This is a genomic window from Faucicola sp. SE7633, assembly GCF_059264685.1.
The window spans coordinates 1-13973 of sequence record NZ_JCADBW010000012.1 but is presented as its reverse complement, the minus strand read 5'-3'; the positions used below and the strand labels follow the sequence as shown (position 1 = coordinate 13973).

Genomic DNA, 13973 nt, shown 5'->3' with positions numbered 1-13973 from the left:
AAAAATATCGGCTTTTTGCCCATATTAAGGATTTTGACACAACGCAACTTATCAAGCTTGTTATCGCATGATAAGATATTGCCAAATAACAAAATTTTTAAGGAACAAAAATGCTGATTGAATTCACCAAAATGCACGGATTGGGCAATGACTTTATGGTCATTGACTTGGTCACCCAACGCCTTAACCTATCGCGCGAGCTGGTCAAACTGTTGGGCGATCGCCATTTGGGCATCGGCTTTGATCAACTTTTGATTGTTGAGCCGCCCACGCGCCCCGATGTGGATTTTCGTTATCGGATTTTTAATACTGATGGCAGTGAGGTTGAGCAATGCGGCAATGGGGCGCGTTGTTTTGCGCGGTTTGTGCAAGCGCGTAAGCTGTCATTTAAACAGCGTATTCGCGTTGAAACCGCCAGTGGTGTTATCACACTGTCCACCGACAACTATGGCTGGGTGCAAGTTGATATGGGTAAGCCCAAATTTGAGCCTGAAGACATCCCCTTTACGCCCAAAGCCATCACCAAAGTGCAAAACGCCTACCGCCTCAACGTCGATGGCACGCCCGTCAGCCTCTATGTTGCCAACATGGGCAATCCGCATGCCGTCATCAAAGTTGATGATATCCTAACCGCTGAGGTCGAAAAACTTGGCAAAGCTATTGAAAGCCACCCTGCGTTTCCCGAGCGCGTAAACGTTGGCTTTGTTCAAGTCATGAACAATCGCCACATCCGTCTGCGCGTGTATGAGCGCGGTGTGGGCGAAACACAAGCGTGTGGTACAGGCGCATGTGCAGCGGTGGTGACAGGCATCCGCGAAGGCTGGTTGGATGAAGGCGAAGATATCCGCGCCCAGCTATATGGTGGTAGCTTGATTATTCGCTGGCAAGACGGCTATTCTGTTTATATGACAGGACCAGCGACGTTTGTCTATGAAGGCGTGTTTAGCCCCGAAGGCTTGATGGCAGGGGCAGGTTTTTCGCCCGAAGTCGCCCAGCAAACGCTGTACCAAGACCATCATGATTATGATGCCGAGCCTGACAGCGATGACTACAACCCGTATCGCTACTGATAACCCAGCGTGTGATGACTAAGCCGCACGCCAAACCGCCAGCCACCGATGCGGCCAACCGTCAGCTAGCCGAGACATGGCTCAAGACGCTTGCCAGTGCGCGTTACACACCTGCCACGCTCAAAAGCTATCGCCAATCGCTACAAGCGTTGTTGGCGTATTTAGCTGAGCACGCGCTGTCTGTCAAAACCGTCAAGCGTCAGCACCTGTCAGATTTTATGCTGCTGCGCATCGAGCGTGACGCGCTTGCTGAACGCAGCTTGCAGCATGAGCTGACCGTCTTGCGCCAGTGGTTTGCTTGGCTGCTGACCAATGGTCAAGTGGCGGTCAATCCAACACTGTCGCTACGAATGCAGCGCAAGCCGCGACCACTGCCCAAGATTTTAGATGCTGACACCGTCAGTCAACTGCTTGACCAACCTGCGCCCGAGGCGGCAAGCGCGGCGCGGCTATGGCGGCGAGACAAAGCGATGTTTGAGCTGCTCTACGGCAGTGGGCTGCGCGTCAGCGAATTGGTCGGCTTAAACCTCACTGACATCGATCCATCGGGGCAGCGTGTGCGTGTGCTGGGCAAAGGTGGCAAAACGCGCATTGTGCCTTTGGGTGCTAAGGCTTGGCAGGCGTTGCAAGACTATTTACCGCAGCGCGCGTTGTGGCTACAAGACGATAACGCTGCCGTGTTTATCAGTGAACGCCAAGGCACGCGCTTGACCACGCGCAGCGTCCAACTGCGTATCAAACAGCAAGCCAAACGCGCAGGTATCGCGCAAGACTTGTATCCGCATTTGTTGCGCCATTGCTTTGCCTCACACCTGCTTAGCGCGAGCGGTGATTTGCGCGGCGTGCAAGAATTACTGGGGCATAGCGACATCAGCACCACCCAGCTGTACACGCATTTGGACTTTGCCCAACTTGCCAGCGTGTACGATACTGCCCATCCGCGCGCCAAACGCCAAACGAATTGATTCGGTTTTTAAAATTGGTGCTGCCAACCCCTTAACACCGCTGCGCCAGCTGCTCACTGGTTTGCCGCAGGCGTAGGCTAAGCATCAGCGCAATGCCGCGCAGCACCTCAATGGCCACGCGTGGATAATCTGTTAATACGGTTTCAAACGCCTTTTTGGACAGCGTTGCAATGCCCGTTAATTCATTGGCACGCACAGTAAATGCGCTGATTGAGCTGTCAATCAGCACGACTTCACCAAAACAGTTGCCTGCCGATACGTTCTCGATATGAACCTGCTCACCCGTGGGTGTGTTTTTAATCACACCCAGCTCACCGACCAGCACCAGCGAAATATAATCCATATATTCGCCTTCTTCAATCAACACCTCATGCTTGTCTAGCTGACGAAACTGCATTTTGGGCGCAAGAATGCTGAGCATATACGGCTCAAGGCTTGCCAAGACGGCACTTTGTCTTAGATAATCAGTAAAATTGTCCTGCATCTTATTCTCTAAATCGCTGATGTGTGCCCTATAGGAATTGGATGGATAGGGTGCTTGGGGAGTCTGCTAGGAGGTAGTGGCTTGCCACACGGCTGCCACCTGCTGGCGGCTGTGCGCCAAGTCCAGTTGTTGGCGAAATTGCCGCTGCGCATCGCGTTGCCAGTTGCCAAGCAGTACACGCCCTGCCTGTGGCGCAGGGATGGCTTGTACCTCGTCTGCCGCGGTGGGTAGCCAAGTATTGGCGGCATGGCTTAGCGGATAGCGCGTGGCGATGGCGTGCTTGTCCGCGCGGTCATCGTGCGCTGGCAACGTGACCGATGAGGTGGGCAGCGGCTGCCCATTGGCATCAACCATCACGCTATGCCCCCATGTGTGGCGGCATTCGCGCTGCCCGTGTTTGTCAAAAACATGCTCGCCAAACTGCCCACACCCTGCCACCAAGCACTGGCTATCTAGGGCACGCGCCGTCACCAGCGTCTGCCAGTGTAGCCGCCCTGTGGCATGGGTAAATGCCGATGGCGCGGTTATCAGCGTCGCCCCTGCCTCACGCAGCCGTATCGCAAGCTCGGCAAAGCGCAAATCATAGCACACCATCAGCCCGATGTTACTCAGCTCAGTCGCTGCGACCGTTAGCGCATCGCCTGCTTCAAAGGTCTGGCTTTCGTCATAACTGCCCGTGTTGTCAGCAACTTGCGCGTTAAATAGATGAATTTTATCGTAACGCGCGATACAATCCCCTGCAGGGTCAAACAATAACGACACTTGACGCAGCTTATCGCCAAAAACTTTGCTGCCATCGGGACGGTATTGACAAGGCAGCGTACCTGCCAAAAGATAGACCCCATACGTGCGTGCCAGCTGGCTTGTCCAGTCCTTGAGCGCGTCAAACAATGGCGCGGCAAGTGCTTGATTGCCAAAACAAAACGCATTTTCTGGCAGCACCACCAAACTGGCGTTGCCTGCCGATGCTGTTTGTACCGCCGCTTCAATTTGGCACAAATTGCCAAACAACGCGCCTTGGCTATTGAGTTCGGCAAGCGCAAGCGTTGGTGTATCGGTTGTGTGAAAGGGTGCAAGCAGGCGCGGCATGGACATGGCAAACATCTCAAAGCGAATGTAGCATTCTACTATACTAGAGCGTAATCTGACAAAATATAGGATTTATGTATAAAATCGCTTGCTTATTCAAAAGGTTAATCAACCAACCTGCCGTCAATGACGCGCACGGGCGTGGGGCAGTGCCATGACGCTAAAGGCGAATCTTAGCCAGCGGCTGACCACGGGGCTGACCCCACAGCTGCAACAGGCGATTCGGCTACTACCGATGTCAAGCCTAGAGCTTGCCGCCGAGGTGCAGCTTAAGCTTGATAGCAACCCCATGCTTGAGCGTGAGGACGAATTTGACCCAGACGATACGCACGCCCATGACGAAGCATGGCACATGGTAACGCATACCGATGGCGATGGCGACGGGGCAGGTGATGAGCGGCGCGATTCACTGACAAATGCGCCAACCAATGCCGCGTCTGTCAGCATAAGCCCAAATGGCTCAGATGGGTATGGCGATGGCGACGATTGGGGCGAGACAGGTGATAGCAGCGATTATCTCAACCAGGCCAGTTTTGCGGCCGATGGCTGGAATGACCACATTGACAACGACGGTGGTTTTGCTGATAGCGGCTATGATGATCGTCAATTTGATGAGCGCGGCATGGGGCAGGGCGACGTCACCGCGCATGGCAATGACAGCACAAACCCACAGCCAAGCACCGCCAACAACCTACAAGATCATGTGCGCTGGCAGATGAATTTTAAGCGTTTATCCTTGCAAGACCAATGGATTGCCGAGCAACTGATTGACAGCATGGATGAGCGCGGCTTTATTATGCTGTCCACCGATGCGCTGTGGCACAGTATCCAAACCACGTTGGCGTTTTATCAGCGCACCGATATTGATATTGAGCCTGCCGACATTGAGGCGGTCGTCAAACGCATTCAAAACTGCGAACCGACGGGCGTGGGCGCGCGCAATTTGGCAGAATGTTTGGCGTTGCAACTGGCGCGGCTGCCTGCCGATACGCCGTATTTATCCGAAACGCGCGCACTGTTATCACAGCCTGATTATTTAGACCAACTTGCCAACAACCAACTGCCTGCCCTGCTCAAAGCCTCAGGGATGACGCTTGCGGCTTTAAAAGGCGCGTTGGCATTGCTGCGCACACTGAGCCCAAATCCTGCTATCATCTATGAACAAAGTTTGCCACACATCGCGCCCGAGGACGGCTATGACATCCCCGATGTTTTGGTAATGGCCGCAAAAACATCGTCCAATGCCAGCAGCACGCACTGGCAGGTGATGCTAAACCCCGACACCCTACCAAAGCTGCGTATCAACAGCTATTACGCCAGTCTAATCCGCCGCGCCGATACCAGCGCGCAAAATCTGTACCTCAAAGACCAGCTCAACGATGCGCGGCTATTTATGCGTGCCATTGAAGAGCGCAACCACAATTTGCTCAACGTTGCACGGTGTATCGTGCGCCGTCAGCAGGGCTTTTTTGAGCACGGCGCGACTGCCATGCAGCCGATGGTGCTGCGCGATGTGGCCGAAGACGTGGGCTTGCATGAATCAACTGTCTCACGCATCACCACCAGCAAAACCATGCTGACACCGCGCGGCTTATTCACGCTCAAGTACTTTTTTTCTAGCCACGTTGGTGCTGACGGGGAAGGCGTGTCCTCAACCGCGATTAGCGCGCGCATCAAGCAAATGATTGGCGAGGAAGACCCCAAACGTCCGTTATCAGACAACGCGATTGTCAAGCGTTTGCAGCAGCAGGGCATCCCGATTGCACGCCGTACGGTGACCAAATACCGCGAGGCGATGGGTATTGCGGCATCCAGTGTGCGTAAACAACGGCTTTAATTCATCCATCCATTAGCCCATTTGGCTTAAAATATAACGATTCGCACTTGTCAAAAAATTGCTACAATTTGACATACTTTAGGGGTTTGCAAACTTTTTTTTGACGCTATGCTTGTCACCTGTTTGCTGGTTGCCTGTTTGGATGGCGCGACTGTGTGGCTAGCTGTGTTTCATAAGATTTTGATGGTATAGATAAATTTTGATGTTAAAACAAATGTAAACCAAATTTTAACCCAATTGATAAGGGTCGATGGATGATTGAATATTACAACCTGCTGCTGCTGGTGGTTGGGATGGCGTTTTTGTTTGGCGCATTTTTTGTGTATTTTCCCAAAAAATTGCCCGTGTCACTGCCGATGATGTTGGTAGTGTTCGGTATGTTGATCGGCTATTTTGTCAAAGGTTTACCTGCGTTTAACCCACTCAATTACAGCGTGGAGATTGAAAAAGTCACCGAATTGGTGGTGCTGCTGTCATTGGTTGGCTGCGGTATTAAGCTTGACAGCCCACTGCGCTGGAAGACGTGGCGACCTGCCGTGCGTCTGTTGGCGGTGACGATGCCGCTGTGTATCCTTGCGATGGTCGTGATGGGATATTATGTGTTTGGCTTGAGTATCGCGGCGGCGGTACTGCTAGGCGCGGCGTTGGCACCCACCGATCCTGTACTGGCGGCAAGCATTCAAGTTGGACCACCCAACCAAAACGAAGATGAAGACGTGACGCGCTTTAGCCTAACTGCCGAGGCAGGGCTGAACGATGGTCTGGCGTTTCCGTTTGTATTTTTGGCCTTGGCGCTGGCGGCATCGGCAAACCAAAACCAAGGCTTTGATTTACATGACTGGCTGCATTGGTTTGGCGTAGATGTGGTGTGGAAAATCGGCGCGGGCGTGGGTGTTGGTTTTTTGGTCGGTAAGTTTTTGGCAAAGTGTTTATTTTCTCAAAAAAATCCAGGCTGCGTACAGCAAGGCTTTATGGTTATTGCCTTAATGCTCATTTCGTATGGCTTGTCTGAATTGGTGCACGGTTACGGCTTTTTAGGCGTGTTTATCGCGTCACTGACGTTTCGCCGCCAAGAGGTAGACAACAAGTACCATGAAAAACTGCACAACTTTGCCGAGCAAACCGAAGGCTTGTTTATGGCATTGGTGATGGTGTTTTTGGGGCTGCTACTGGGGCAGATTTTTGCCAGTTCGGCAAATGTGACATGGCAAGTGTATGTCGTTAGCTTGGTGTTCTTGCTGCTTGTACGCCCGATTGCTGGCGTGTTGGGGCTGATTGACCTACCCATGAGTTGGAGCGAACGTCTGGTGACAGGTGGGCTTGGGATTCGTGGCATCGGCACGTTTTATTATATCGCATACACCATCAACCAAGATTTGTTTAGCGCCAATGAGGAGATCAAAATTTGGGTGATTTGTGTGGTTACGGTGGCATTGTCCGTGTTTATCCATGGCTTGACTGCCAACCGTTTGCTCAAAATGACCAAATAGACCGATTGTAAACCAACAAAAAAAGCAGCCGTCACGCTGCTTTTTTGATGCATTTTTGGCAAAAATAAAGCAAAACCTAGCCGCCACCGACTGCCTGCACCACCTCAATCACCATGCCATCGGTCAAAGTCACGTTGGCTAGTTGGCTTTTTGGCACCAATTCACCGTTGATTTCTACCGCAAAGCGACCTTGGGTTTGTGCCATTTCATCCAAAAATAACTGTAAATTTTGGTGCAACGTCTGCATGACGCGCCCGTTTAAACTCACCTGTGGCATACTGCCTCCTTAAACAACTCAACCATACCCTCAATAATTTGCCGCAACTGCCCATGCCAGCCACAGCCAAGCGACGATAAAAAGCGTGCCGCCAAGCGGTGTAACCGCGCCCAACCAACGCGGCATGCCCAGTGCCATCAAATACAACGATCCTGTAAACAGCACCATGCCAAACTGCATCAGCCACGCCACCGATTTGGGCGCAAGCTGCAAACGTATCAATACAGCAACGATCAGCAGCCCAAGCGCGTGATAAAAAAAGTACTGCGTGCCGGTATGCCACCAAGCCAACTGCTCAGCGTTCAAGCGCGCCTTAAGCCCGTGCGCGGCAAACGCACCGCTTGCTACTGCGATTGCCAAATTGATGCTTGCCACGCTTAGCCAGTTCATGCTGCTGTCTTTATCCCAATCGTCTTATTAAAGTTGTCTATTTATAATTGCTAATTAAAGTGCACATTGCTGCTTAAATGCTTAAAGCTGATAAAGCAAGGCGAATCCATCAAGTTGCCATCCACACTATCAACACTATCAACACGGTTCGCCAAGCTGGCTATCATTCTAAGTCCAATTATTCTAAGTCCAATTGCAGGTGCGTGTTGGCAAGCATTGCCTCACGGATTTTATCCATGGCGTTTTTTTCAATCTGGCGTACGCGCTCAGCAGAGATGTTGTATTCTGCTGCCAATTCGTGCAAGGTGGATTTTTGTTCGTTGAGCCAACGCTGCTGGACGATATCGCGTGAGCGATCATCCAAGGTCAGCATGGCTTGTTGTAGGGCGGCGTTGTTGCTTTGCTCCCAGTCGGCATCCTCGACCAAATCGGCAGGGTTGGCTTCATCTTCTAAATAATACTGCGGCGCGTAGCGGCCTTCGTCCTCATCATCGCTTTGCGCCTCAAATGAAGCATCATACGACGTTAAACGGCTTTCCATCTCAAGCACTTGCTTGACGGTGACGTTTAGGTCTTTGGCAATCGCTTCGGCTTCTTCAAGCGTTAGTTGATTATTGGTTTTTTTCAGCGAACGCAGATTAAAAAATAGTTTGCGGTGCGCTTTGGTGGTGGCCACCTTGACGATACGCCAGTTGCGGATGACAAATTCATGAATCTCTGCCTTAATCCAATGCACCGCAAACGACACCAAGCGCACGCCTTTGTTGGGGTCAAAGCGTTTGACGGCCTTCATCAAGCCGACATTGCCTTCTTGAATCAAATCACCCTGTGGCAGACCATAGCCTGAGTAGCTACGCGCGATATGAATGACAAAGCGTAAATGCGACATGACAAGCAGCCGCGCCGCCTCCAAATCACCTTCATCGGTATAGCGGTGGGCAAGCTCCTGTTCTTGCTCGGGCGTTAAAATCGGTATTTGGTGCACCGCGTTGATATACGCGCCCAAATTCACCCCAGGGGCGGTCAGTGCGGTCGGCATGGCAGGCACGATGGCTTGCGCTGGTGATACGGCGGGCAAGGTTTCTGCTGTGGACAAGCGCCGCGATTTTTTGCTTGTGCTACGCCGCTTGTGCTTGGGCGCATGGCCAAATTCGTCTTCATAGGCTTCGTCGAATTCGTCTAGCAGCTCATCATAGTCACCGTTATTGAGCGTGTCGGTAAAGTCCGCCGATGTAAAGGATTGGGCATCATCATCTTGCGCGCTATAAGCGTCAAAATCATCAAGGTCGTCAGCCTCATCGATGTCATCATCCATATCATTAAGCGGCGCATCATCAGGCGGTATAGTGTCCACCTGTTTGCTGCGTGCGCGTCGTTTGGACAGCGTTGGCGTGACGTTATCGTCATCGCGCAAGTTAGTGTTTGCCGCAGTGGTTTTAGCAGTAGTCTTACGAGCCATGGCTAGCCTAATAGAATTAATTTATAAAATATTTAGAAATACGATAAAATAAAGGTGTCATCGGCATCAATGTGCGCGATAGCTTAAGCCACAGTATGCCGTAAACACGGATGTTTGATAAGTGCGATTTAGCAATTTTTGGTTATCAGCAAGTGAATGATTGTAGCCGTGTCTTGCCCGTTGGCATCGGTGGATGGGGCAGGGGTGTGCGCGATAACCAACCCATGCCCTGCTATACGACAAAACGCGCCAATATCGTGCTCGCTGTTTGGGTCGGTCGCGCTGACATACACGCAGTTGCCACAAGTGGTGGATTTGAGCGCAATTTTTAATTTTAGCAGTGGTAACGGGCAGGCCATCGCCTTGCCGTCGATATAATGCTGCACCATACCGCCCACCGTGCCATGCGTGGTGTCTGCCGCCAACGCTTGCCCAAATGCCTGCCAGTCTTGCGTAAAATCCGTACCACTGGCAAGATCATCGGCAACGGTGGGCAAATGGGCAAAAGATTTGGCGGTCATCAAGGTACAATTTCCTAGCAAATATCAAAAGATTGCAATAAATACAGTGAAAGAGCAACGAAAGATTGGCTGTAAAAGTGGTTACAAAAAACGGCTAAACTGTGGCACGGGCGCAAAACGGGTTATGCTATGCTGTTAGCTGATGCACATTTTCGCCCAACACACCGACTGATTTTAATACATCGACTAAGCTAAGTTACCCTGTCTATGCCGCTGTCAAAATATTGCCAACCCTTGAGCCTACTAGCGGCAAGCTTGCTGTGGTCGGCGGCGCATGGCGCGACCGTGCTGCCAACACTGGCTACGATATCGGCAGCTGTCCCATCTGTAACCCCAAGTGCCAATCCGCTTGTGCTGGATAGCATTATAACCCAGCCTGCCGCGTCCGTTCCATTTCAGCGTGTAACCTCGCCCAACCCAACGCCCAACGTATGGGTAAGCCGTCTGCCAGATATGACCAGCGGTGAGGGATTTATCAGCCAGCAGCAAAACCGCCAGATTGGCGCATGGGCGCTGCGCCAAATTTATCGTGACGCGCCATTGATTGATGACCCGTGGCTGCAACACAGTCTTGAGCAGTTGTGTTGGCAGATGAACGCCAGCGTGCGCCGTGAAGCACCGCTTGCGCTTGTTGTCATCAACGAACCACAAATCAATGCGTTTGCCGTGCCGTCGGGGGTGATTGGGCTAAATGTCGGGTTGTTGGATAAAGCGCGCAATGTCGATGAGCTGGCAAGCGTGCTGGCGCACGAAATCGCCCACGTCAGCCAGCGGCATTTTGAGCAGCGCAGCGATGAAAAAAACAAACAGCTTGCCGCCCAAGTCGGGGGTCTGTTGGCAGGGTTATTGGCGGCAAAGGTCAGTGACGGCGATGCAGGCACAGCGGTGATGATTGGCACACAAACCATCAGCGCCAACCAACTGGCGGCCTTTAGCCGTGCGCAAGAGCGTGAAGCCGACCGCGTGGGTATGCAAATCATGGCACAAACAGGCTATGACGTGCGCGCCATGCCAAGTTTTTTTGCCTTGCTCAATCAGCAGCACCCCACACCGACCCAACGCTTTATCCCAAGTTTTGTCATGAGTCATCCTTTGACCGCTGAGCGTCTAAGCGAGGCCACCGACCGTGCACGCGCATACACCAACACCAGCAGCGCGACCCAGCAAACCACCGCTGACCACGCCACGCGCAACGCTGTATTTGACCAAATCCAATGGCGTGCGCGTTATTTGGCAAAACTGACCAACCGCGCTGAGCTGATCCAAGCCGTCAATAACAACGCACACAACCTACAAAACGCCAACGGTGCGCGGCTTGCACTGGTCATGAGCTACCTTGACAGCCGTGAATACAATGCCGCGCGTGGTGTGCTTGCGCCTTTGCAGCCGCTGATTGCCGATTTTTCTGACCCCTTGGCGGTGATGGTTGCCGCCACGCTTGATGAGCGTCAAGGCAATACCCAAGCCGCGCTAGACAAGCTTACGCGCCTAAGCCAACTGTTGCCTGAACGCCGCGATGTCAAATACGCCCTTGCCGATATGTACTTGCGCCAGCCACCCAGCCGCAGCAACGCACAAGCCGTGATGGATTTGATGCTACCCATCAGCCGCCACTATCCCACCGATTTGCACGTTTGGCAAAACCTCACCCAAGCCAGTGAACGCTTAAGCAAGCTCACGGCAGGCAGCCAACAAGCCTTGTACCAGGCCAATACCTTGCGTTACCGCGCCCAAGTTGAATACTGGCACGATGAGCTGACTGAGGCCGTCACCTCACTAAGCCAAGCCAAACGCCTTGCCCAAACCCTGCCCAGCGCCCAAGCCGCGCCACTTATCGCCACCATCAACCAACAAACCGAGCGCGTGCAAGCCGCCCACCGTTTTAAGCCATCTTAACCATGGGTCGGCGAAAAATCCAGCCAATTTGCCAAAACAGCCGCCAATTCATCAATACCTTGTTTTTTGTGTGCCGAAAACAGCTGCACGCTGCTGGCTAGGCGCAATGTATCAAGCTCACGCTTGACCTGCAATAAGGTGTTTTTTGCCGCACCAAATGGCAGCTTGTCGGCTTTGGTCAATAGCACATGCACGGGCAAATTGCCATCATGCGCCCAATGCAGCATTTGGCGGTCAAAATGCGTCAATGGATGGCGAATATCATTGAGCAGCACCAGCCCAATCAAACTTTCACGCGCCACCAAATAACGCTCAAGCTCAGTCTGCCAGTCTTTTTTTAGGCTCTCAGGCACGGCCGCATAGCCATAACCGGGCAAATCAACCAATCGCTGCGCATGCTCTCCCATATGAAAAAAGTTAATCATCTGGGTGCGCCCCGGTGTTTTTGACGCGCGCGCCAACTGCCGCTGATTGGTGATGGCATTGATACACGACGACTTGCCTGCATTAGAACGCCCTGCAAACGCCACCTCGCGCCCCGTATCAGGCGGACACAGCTTAAACGTTGGCGCAGACAACAAAAACTGGCACTGCTGCAACCAACGCCGATTTGCCGCTTGCGTCGCAGCGTCCGCCGCATCGGGTAGGGGAGAAAAATTCGCGTCTGTCATGGTCAAGGCTTACTCAATGGTTTAAAAAAATTGGCACTATTGTAGCAGGTCTGGGTGGTTTATGGCATAATAATCCCCTAAAGTAAATGTTGAATTGCATGCATGTTAGCCTGTTTATCATTCGTTGCCGTAAACCTGCGACTTCAGGCGGTGGTTTTACGGCAATTGTTAAATGCGATGAGTTTTGCTATGCTCATCTCACTATATTCAATGTCTTACATTCCACAGTTAAGTTAAGACTAAATTGCGAGTACGCAGTAACTTAACTGGTAAGACGTTTCCAAACACACACTTAAGCTAATTCGTGTCTAAGACAATCCTAACGGTAGGATTAGCTTAAAATAAGAACCTAAGATGTACGGTGTGTCGTACGGGCGTTTGCCATTGTCTTAGGTTTGCGGCAGGTCTAACCGTCTTGCAGAAGGAATCCCCGAACGATAGGGAGGGGAGGAAGTCAAAGACCTTGTCAGCACGTTTTTTGAGCGCCAATGACGGATAAATTTTTGTCATGCCATAATTGTGTAACAAATAATGCGGTAATTTGTCTCAACACTTGCTATAATAGCCGATAACCTTTGTAAACTCAGCGTAAGACATGGCACATGGACCATCGACCACGCCACGGTACAGGTAAGCACGCTAACCCAGCCCTACCGCCCATGTACCGATTGCAAGCTGATTGTTGCCAGCGATTTGACCCAGCGATTTGAATAGGAATCGTGAATGATGAAAAAAATAATCACCGCGGCAAGCCTATTGTTGGCAAGCCTAAGCGTTCATGCCGCGCCGACGGTACCCAAATATGACATTGCCGCTGGCAAGGCGATTGCCGAATCGGTGTGTGGCGCGTGTCACGGTGTTGATGGGGTAAGCACCGTGCCTGCACAGCCCAACCTAGGCGGACAAAACGTCAAGTATCTTTATAAACAGCTAACCGACTTTAAAGCAGGCCATCGTAAAAACCCCATCATGTCTGCCCAAGTCGCGCCGCTTAGCGACCAAGACATGGCAAACGTCGCAGGCTACTACGCCAGCCAGCCACGTTGGGGCGTGGGCTACGCCAACCCTGAAACTGCATCGGCCGCGCAAAAGTTGTTTTACGGCGGTGACAGTTCTCGTGGTGTGATACCTTGTGCAGGTTGCCACGGCGGCAAAGGCAATGGCAATGACTTTGCTGCATTCCCGCGTATTGGCGGCCAACACAGCGCGTATATTGCAACGCAGCTTAAGCTATTTCGCGCCGCAGGACGTGATGATGAGGTGTCTGACCCAACCCAGTTGCGTACGAACGATTCTGCCAAAAAAGGCGAAAAAGGCATGATGCAAACGGTTGCCTCGCGTTTGTCTGATAACGATATCAAAATCTTATCGGATTTTATCAGCGCGGTGCATTGATACGCTTTATCATTTGATGCAATGTTGTCACAAAGACCCAAGCCTTGACTTGGGTTTTTTTTCTCAAAAAAAGACCGCCATTGGCTTTAGCGATTTATGACAAGTCGCGCAAGTCTATGATACGGCTGTCAAAAGTGATGGGCAAACGTTAAGCCACTATCCATCAAAAAGCAATGCTTTTTAGATCAGCATTACCCAAAAAAAAGAGCCACCCACGGGCAGCTCTTTTTGCGGTGTATCACCTAAAGCACAATTACGCAGTAACTTCCGATACCACGCCTGCGCCCACGGTGCGACCACCCTCACGAATCGCAAAGCGCAAGCCTTTGTCCATCGCGATTGGGTGAATCAATTCAACGCTCATCTCAACGTTGTCACCAGGCATTACCATTTCAACGCCTTCTGGCAAGGTGATTGCGCCTGTTACGT

The 13973-nt window shown here is 51.9% G+C and carries 13 protein-coding genes and 1 pseudogene; 6 read left to right on the top strand and 8 right to left on the bottom strand.

All coding sequences use genetic code 11. The features are described from left to right. Positions 1–110: 110 nt before the first annotated feature. Positions 111–983 (top strand): annotated as a pseudogene (gene dapF / locus AC5L4R_RS06145) (diaminopimelate epimerase); the annotation flags it as partial. Between the two features lie 101 nt (positions 984–1084). Next, on the top strand, positions 1085–2035 hold the full coding sequence (locus AC5L4R_RS06140) for a tyrosine recombinase XerC (RefSeq protein WP_494472591.1): 951 nt from the start codon (positions 1085–1087) through the stop codon (positions 2033–2035). Between the two features lie 31 nt (positions 2036–2066). Here AC5L4R_RS06140 and AC5L4R_RS06135 read toward each other — a convergent pair whose 3' ends face one another. Continuing rightward, complete coding sequence (locus tag AC5L4R_RS06135; RefSeq protein ID WP_494472592.1) at positions 2067–2519, bottom strand: cyclic nucleotide-binding domain-containing protein; 453 nt, start codon at positions 2517–2519, stop codon at positions 2067–2069. A gap of 66 nt (positions 2520–2585) precedes the next feature. Continuing rightward, positions 2586–3614, bottom strand: a complete 1029-nt coding sequence (locus tag AC5L4R_RS06130) for a nitrilase-related carbon-nitrogen hydrolase (RefSeq protein WP_494472593.1) — start codon at positions 3612–3614, stop codon at positions 2586–2588. A 148-nt stretch (positions 3615–3762) separates the two neighbouring features. Between AC5L4R_RS06130 and rpoN the strand changes: the two genes are divergently transcribed. Next, positions 3763–5445, top strand: coding sequence for an RNA polymerase factor sigma-54 (rpoN, locus tag AC5L4R_RS06125; protein ID WP_494472594.1), 1683 nt, complete (start codon positions 3763–3765; stop codon positions 5443–5445). Between the two features lie 254 nt (positions 5446–5699). Next, complete coding sequence (locus AC5L4R_RS06120; protein WP_494472595.1) at positions 5700–6935, top strand: cation:proton antiporter; 1236 nt, start codon at positions 5700–5702, stop codon at positions 6933–6935. A 76-nt stretch (positions 6936–7011) separates the two neighbouring features. Here the strand turns inward: AC5L4R_RS06120 and thiS are convergent, their stop codons facing one another. The 4 genes from thiS to AC5L4R_RS06100 form a co-directional block, all read right to left on the bottom strand. After that, the gene (gene thiS / locus AC5L4R_RS06115; protein WP_067059407.1) at positions 7012–7212 is read right to left on the bottom strand and encodes a sulfur carrier protein ThiS; all 201 of its coding nucleotides are present in this window, start codon (positions 7210–7212) and stop codon (positions 7012–7014) included. Between the two features lie 30 nt (positions 7213–7242). Continuing rightward, positions 7243–7602 carry a DUF423 domain-containing protein gene (locus tag AC5L4R_RS06110; RefSeq protein ID WP_494472596.1) on the bottom strand — a complete coding sequence of 120 codons (360 nt, stop codon included), beginning with the start codon at positions 7600–7602 and terminating at the stop codon, positions 7243–7245. A 178-nt stretch (positions 7603–7780) separates the two neighbouring features. Beyond that, complete coding sequence (gene rpoH, locus AC5L4R_RS06105; protein ID WP_494472597.1) at positions 7781–9061, bottom strand: RNA polymerase sigma factor RpoH; 1281 nt, start codon at positions 9059–9061, stop codon at positions 7781–7783. A 128-nt stretch (positions 9062–9189) separates the two neighbouring features. Continuing rightward, positions 9190–9582, bottom strand: coding sequence for a sulfurtransferase TusA family protein (locus AC5L4R_RS06100; protein WP_494472598.1), 393 nt, complete (start codon positions 9580–9582; stop codon positions 9190–9192). Positions 9583–9789: 207 nt separating this feature from the next. Between AC5L4R_RS06100 and AC5L4R_RS06095 the strand changes: the two genes are divergently transcribed. Further along, on the top strand, positions 9790–11478 hold the full coding sequence (locus AC5L4R_RS06095) for a M48 family metalloprotease (protein WP_494472599.1): 1689 nt from the start codon (positions 9790–9792) through the stop codon (positions 11476–11478). On the opposite strand, the gene yihA is transcribed toward AC5L4R_RS06095, so the two are convergent. Continuing rightward, positions 11475–12149, bottom strand: coding sequence for a ribosome biogenesis GTP-binding protein YihA/YsxC (gene yihA, locus AC5L4R_RS06090; RefSeq protein ID WP_494472600.1), 675 nt, complete (start codon positions 12147–12149; stop codon positions 11475–11477). The genes AC5L4R_RS06095 and yihA overlap by 4 nt on opposite strands. Before the next feature lie 726 nt (positions 12150–12875). Between yihA and AC5L4R_RS06085 the strand changes: the two genes are divergently transcribed. After that, the gene (locus AC5L4R_RS06085) at positions 12876–13544 is read left to right on the top strand and encodes a c-type cytochrome (RefSeq protein WP_494472609.1); all 669 of its coding nucleotides are present in this window, start codon (positions 12876–12878) and stop codon (positions 13542–13544) included. 253 nt (positions 13545–13797) lie between these two features. Here AC5L4R_RS06085 and AC5L4R_RS06080 read toward each other — a convergent pair. After that, positions 13798–13973 (bottom strand): EF-Tu C-terminal domain-related protein (locus tag AC5L4R_RS06080; protein ID WP_494478035.1); only part of this gene is annotated, 176 nt, incomplete at its 5' end.

Bases quoted from the DNA above. Each gene is read 5' to 3' on its own strand.
- AC5L4R_RS06110 (WP_494472596.1), bottom strand. From the start codon at position 7,602: ATGAACTGGCTAAGCGTGGCAAGCATCAATTTGGCAATCGCAGTAGCA.
- AC5L4R_RS06085 (WP_494472609.1), top strand. From the start codon at position 12,876: ATGAAAAAAATAATCACCGCGGCAAGCCTATTGTTGGCAAGCCTAAGC.
- AC5L4R_RS06140 (WP_494472591.1), top strand. From the start codon at position 1,085: ATGACTAAGCCGCACGCCAAACCGCCAGCCACCGATGCGGCCAACCGT.
- AC5L4R_RS06135 (WP_494472592.1), bottom strand. From the start codon at position 2,519: ATGCAGGACAATTTTACTGATTATCTAAGACAAAGTGCCGTCTTGGCA.
- AC5L4R_RS06095 (WP_494472599.1), top strand. From the start codon at position 9,790: ATGCCGCTGTCAAAATATTGCCAACCCTTGAGCCTACTAGCGGCAAGC.
- rpoH (WP_494472597.1), bottom strand. From the start codon at position 9,061: ATGGCTCGTAAGACTACTGCTAAAACCACTGCGGCAAACACTAACTTG.
- AC5L4R_RS06100 (WP_494472598.1), bottom strand. From the start codon at position 9,582: ATGACCGCCAAATCTTTTGCCCATTTGCCCACCGTTGCCGATGATCTT.
- AC5L4R_RS06120 (WP_494472595.1), top strand. From the start codon at position 5,700: ATGATTGAATATTACAACCTGCTGCTGCTGGTGGTTGGGATGGCGTTT.
- rpoN (WP_494472594.1), top strand. From the start codon at position 3,763: ATGACGCTAAAGGCGAATCTTAGCCAGCGGCTGACCACGGGGCTGACC.
- AC5L4R_RS06130 (WP_494472593.1), bottom strand. From the start codon at position 3,614: ATGTCCATGCCGCGCCTGCTTGCACCCTTTCACACAACCGATACACCA.
- thiS (WP_067059407.1), bottom strand. From the start codon at position 7,212: ATGCCACAGGTGAGTTTAAACGGGCGCGTCATGCAGACGTTGCACCAA.
- yihA (WP_494472600.1), bottom strand. From the start codon at position 12,149: ATGACAGACGCGAATTTTTCTCCCCTACCCGATGCGGCGGACGCTGCG.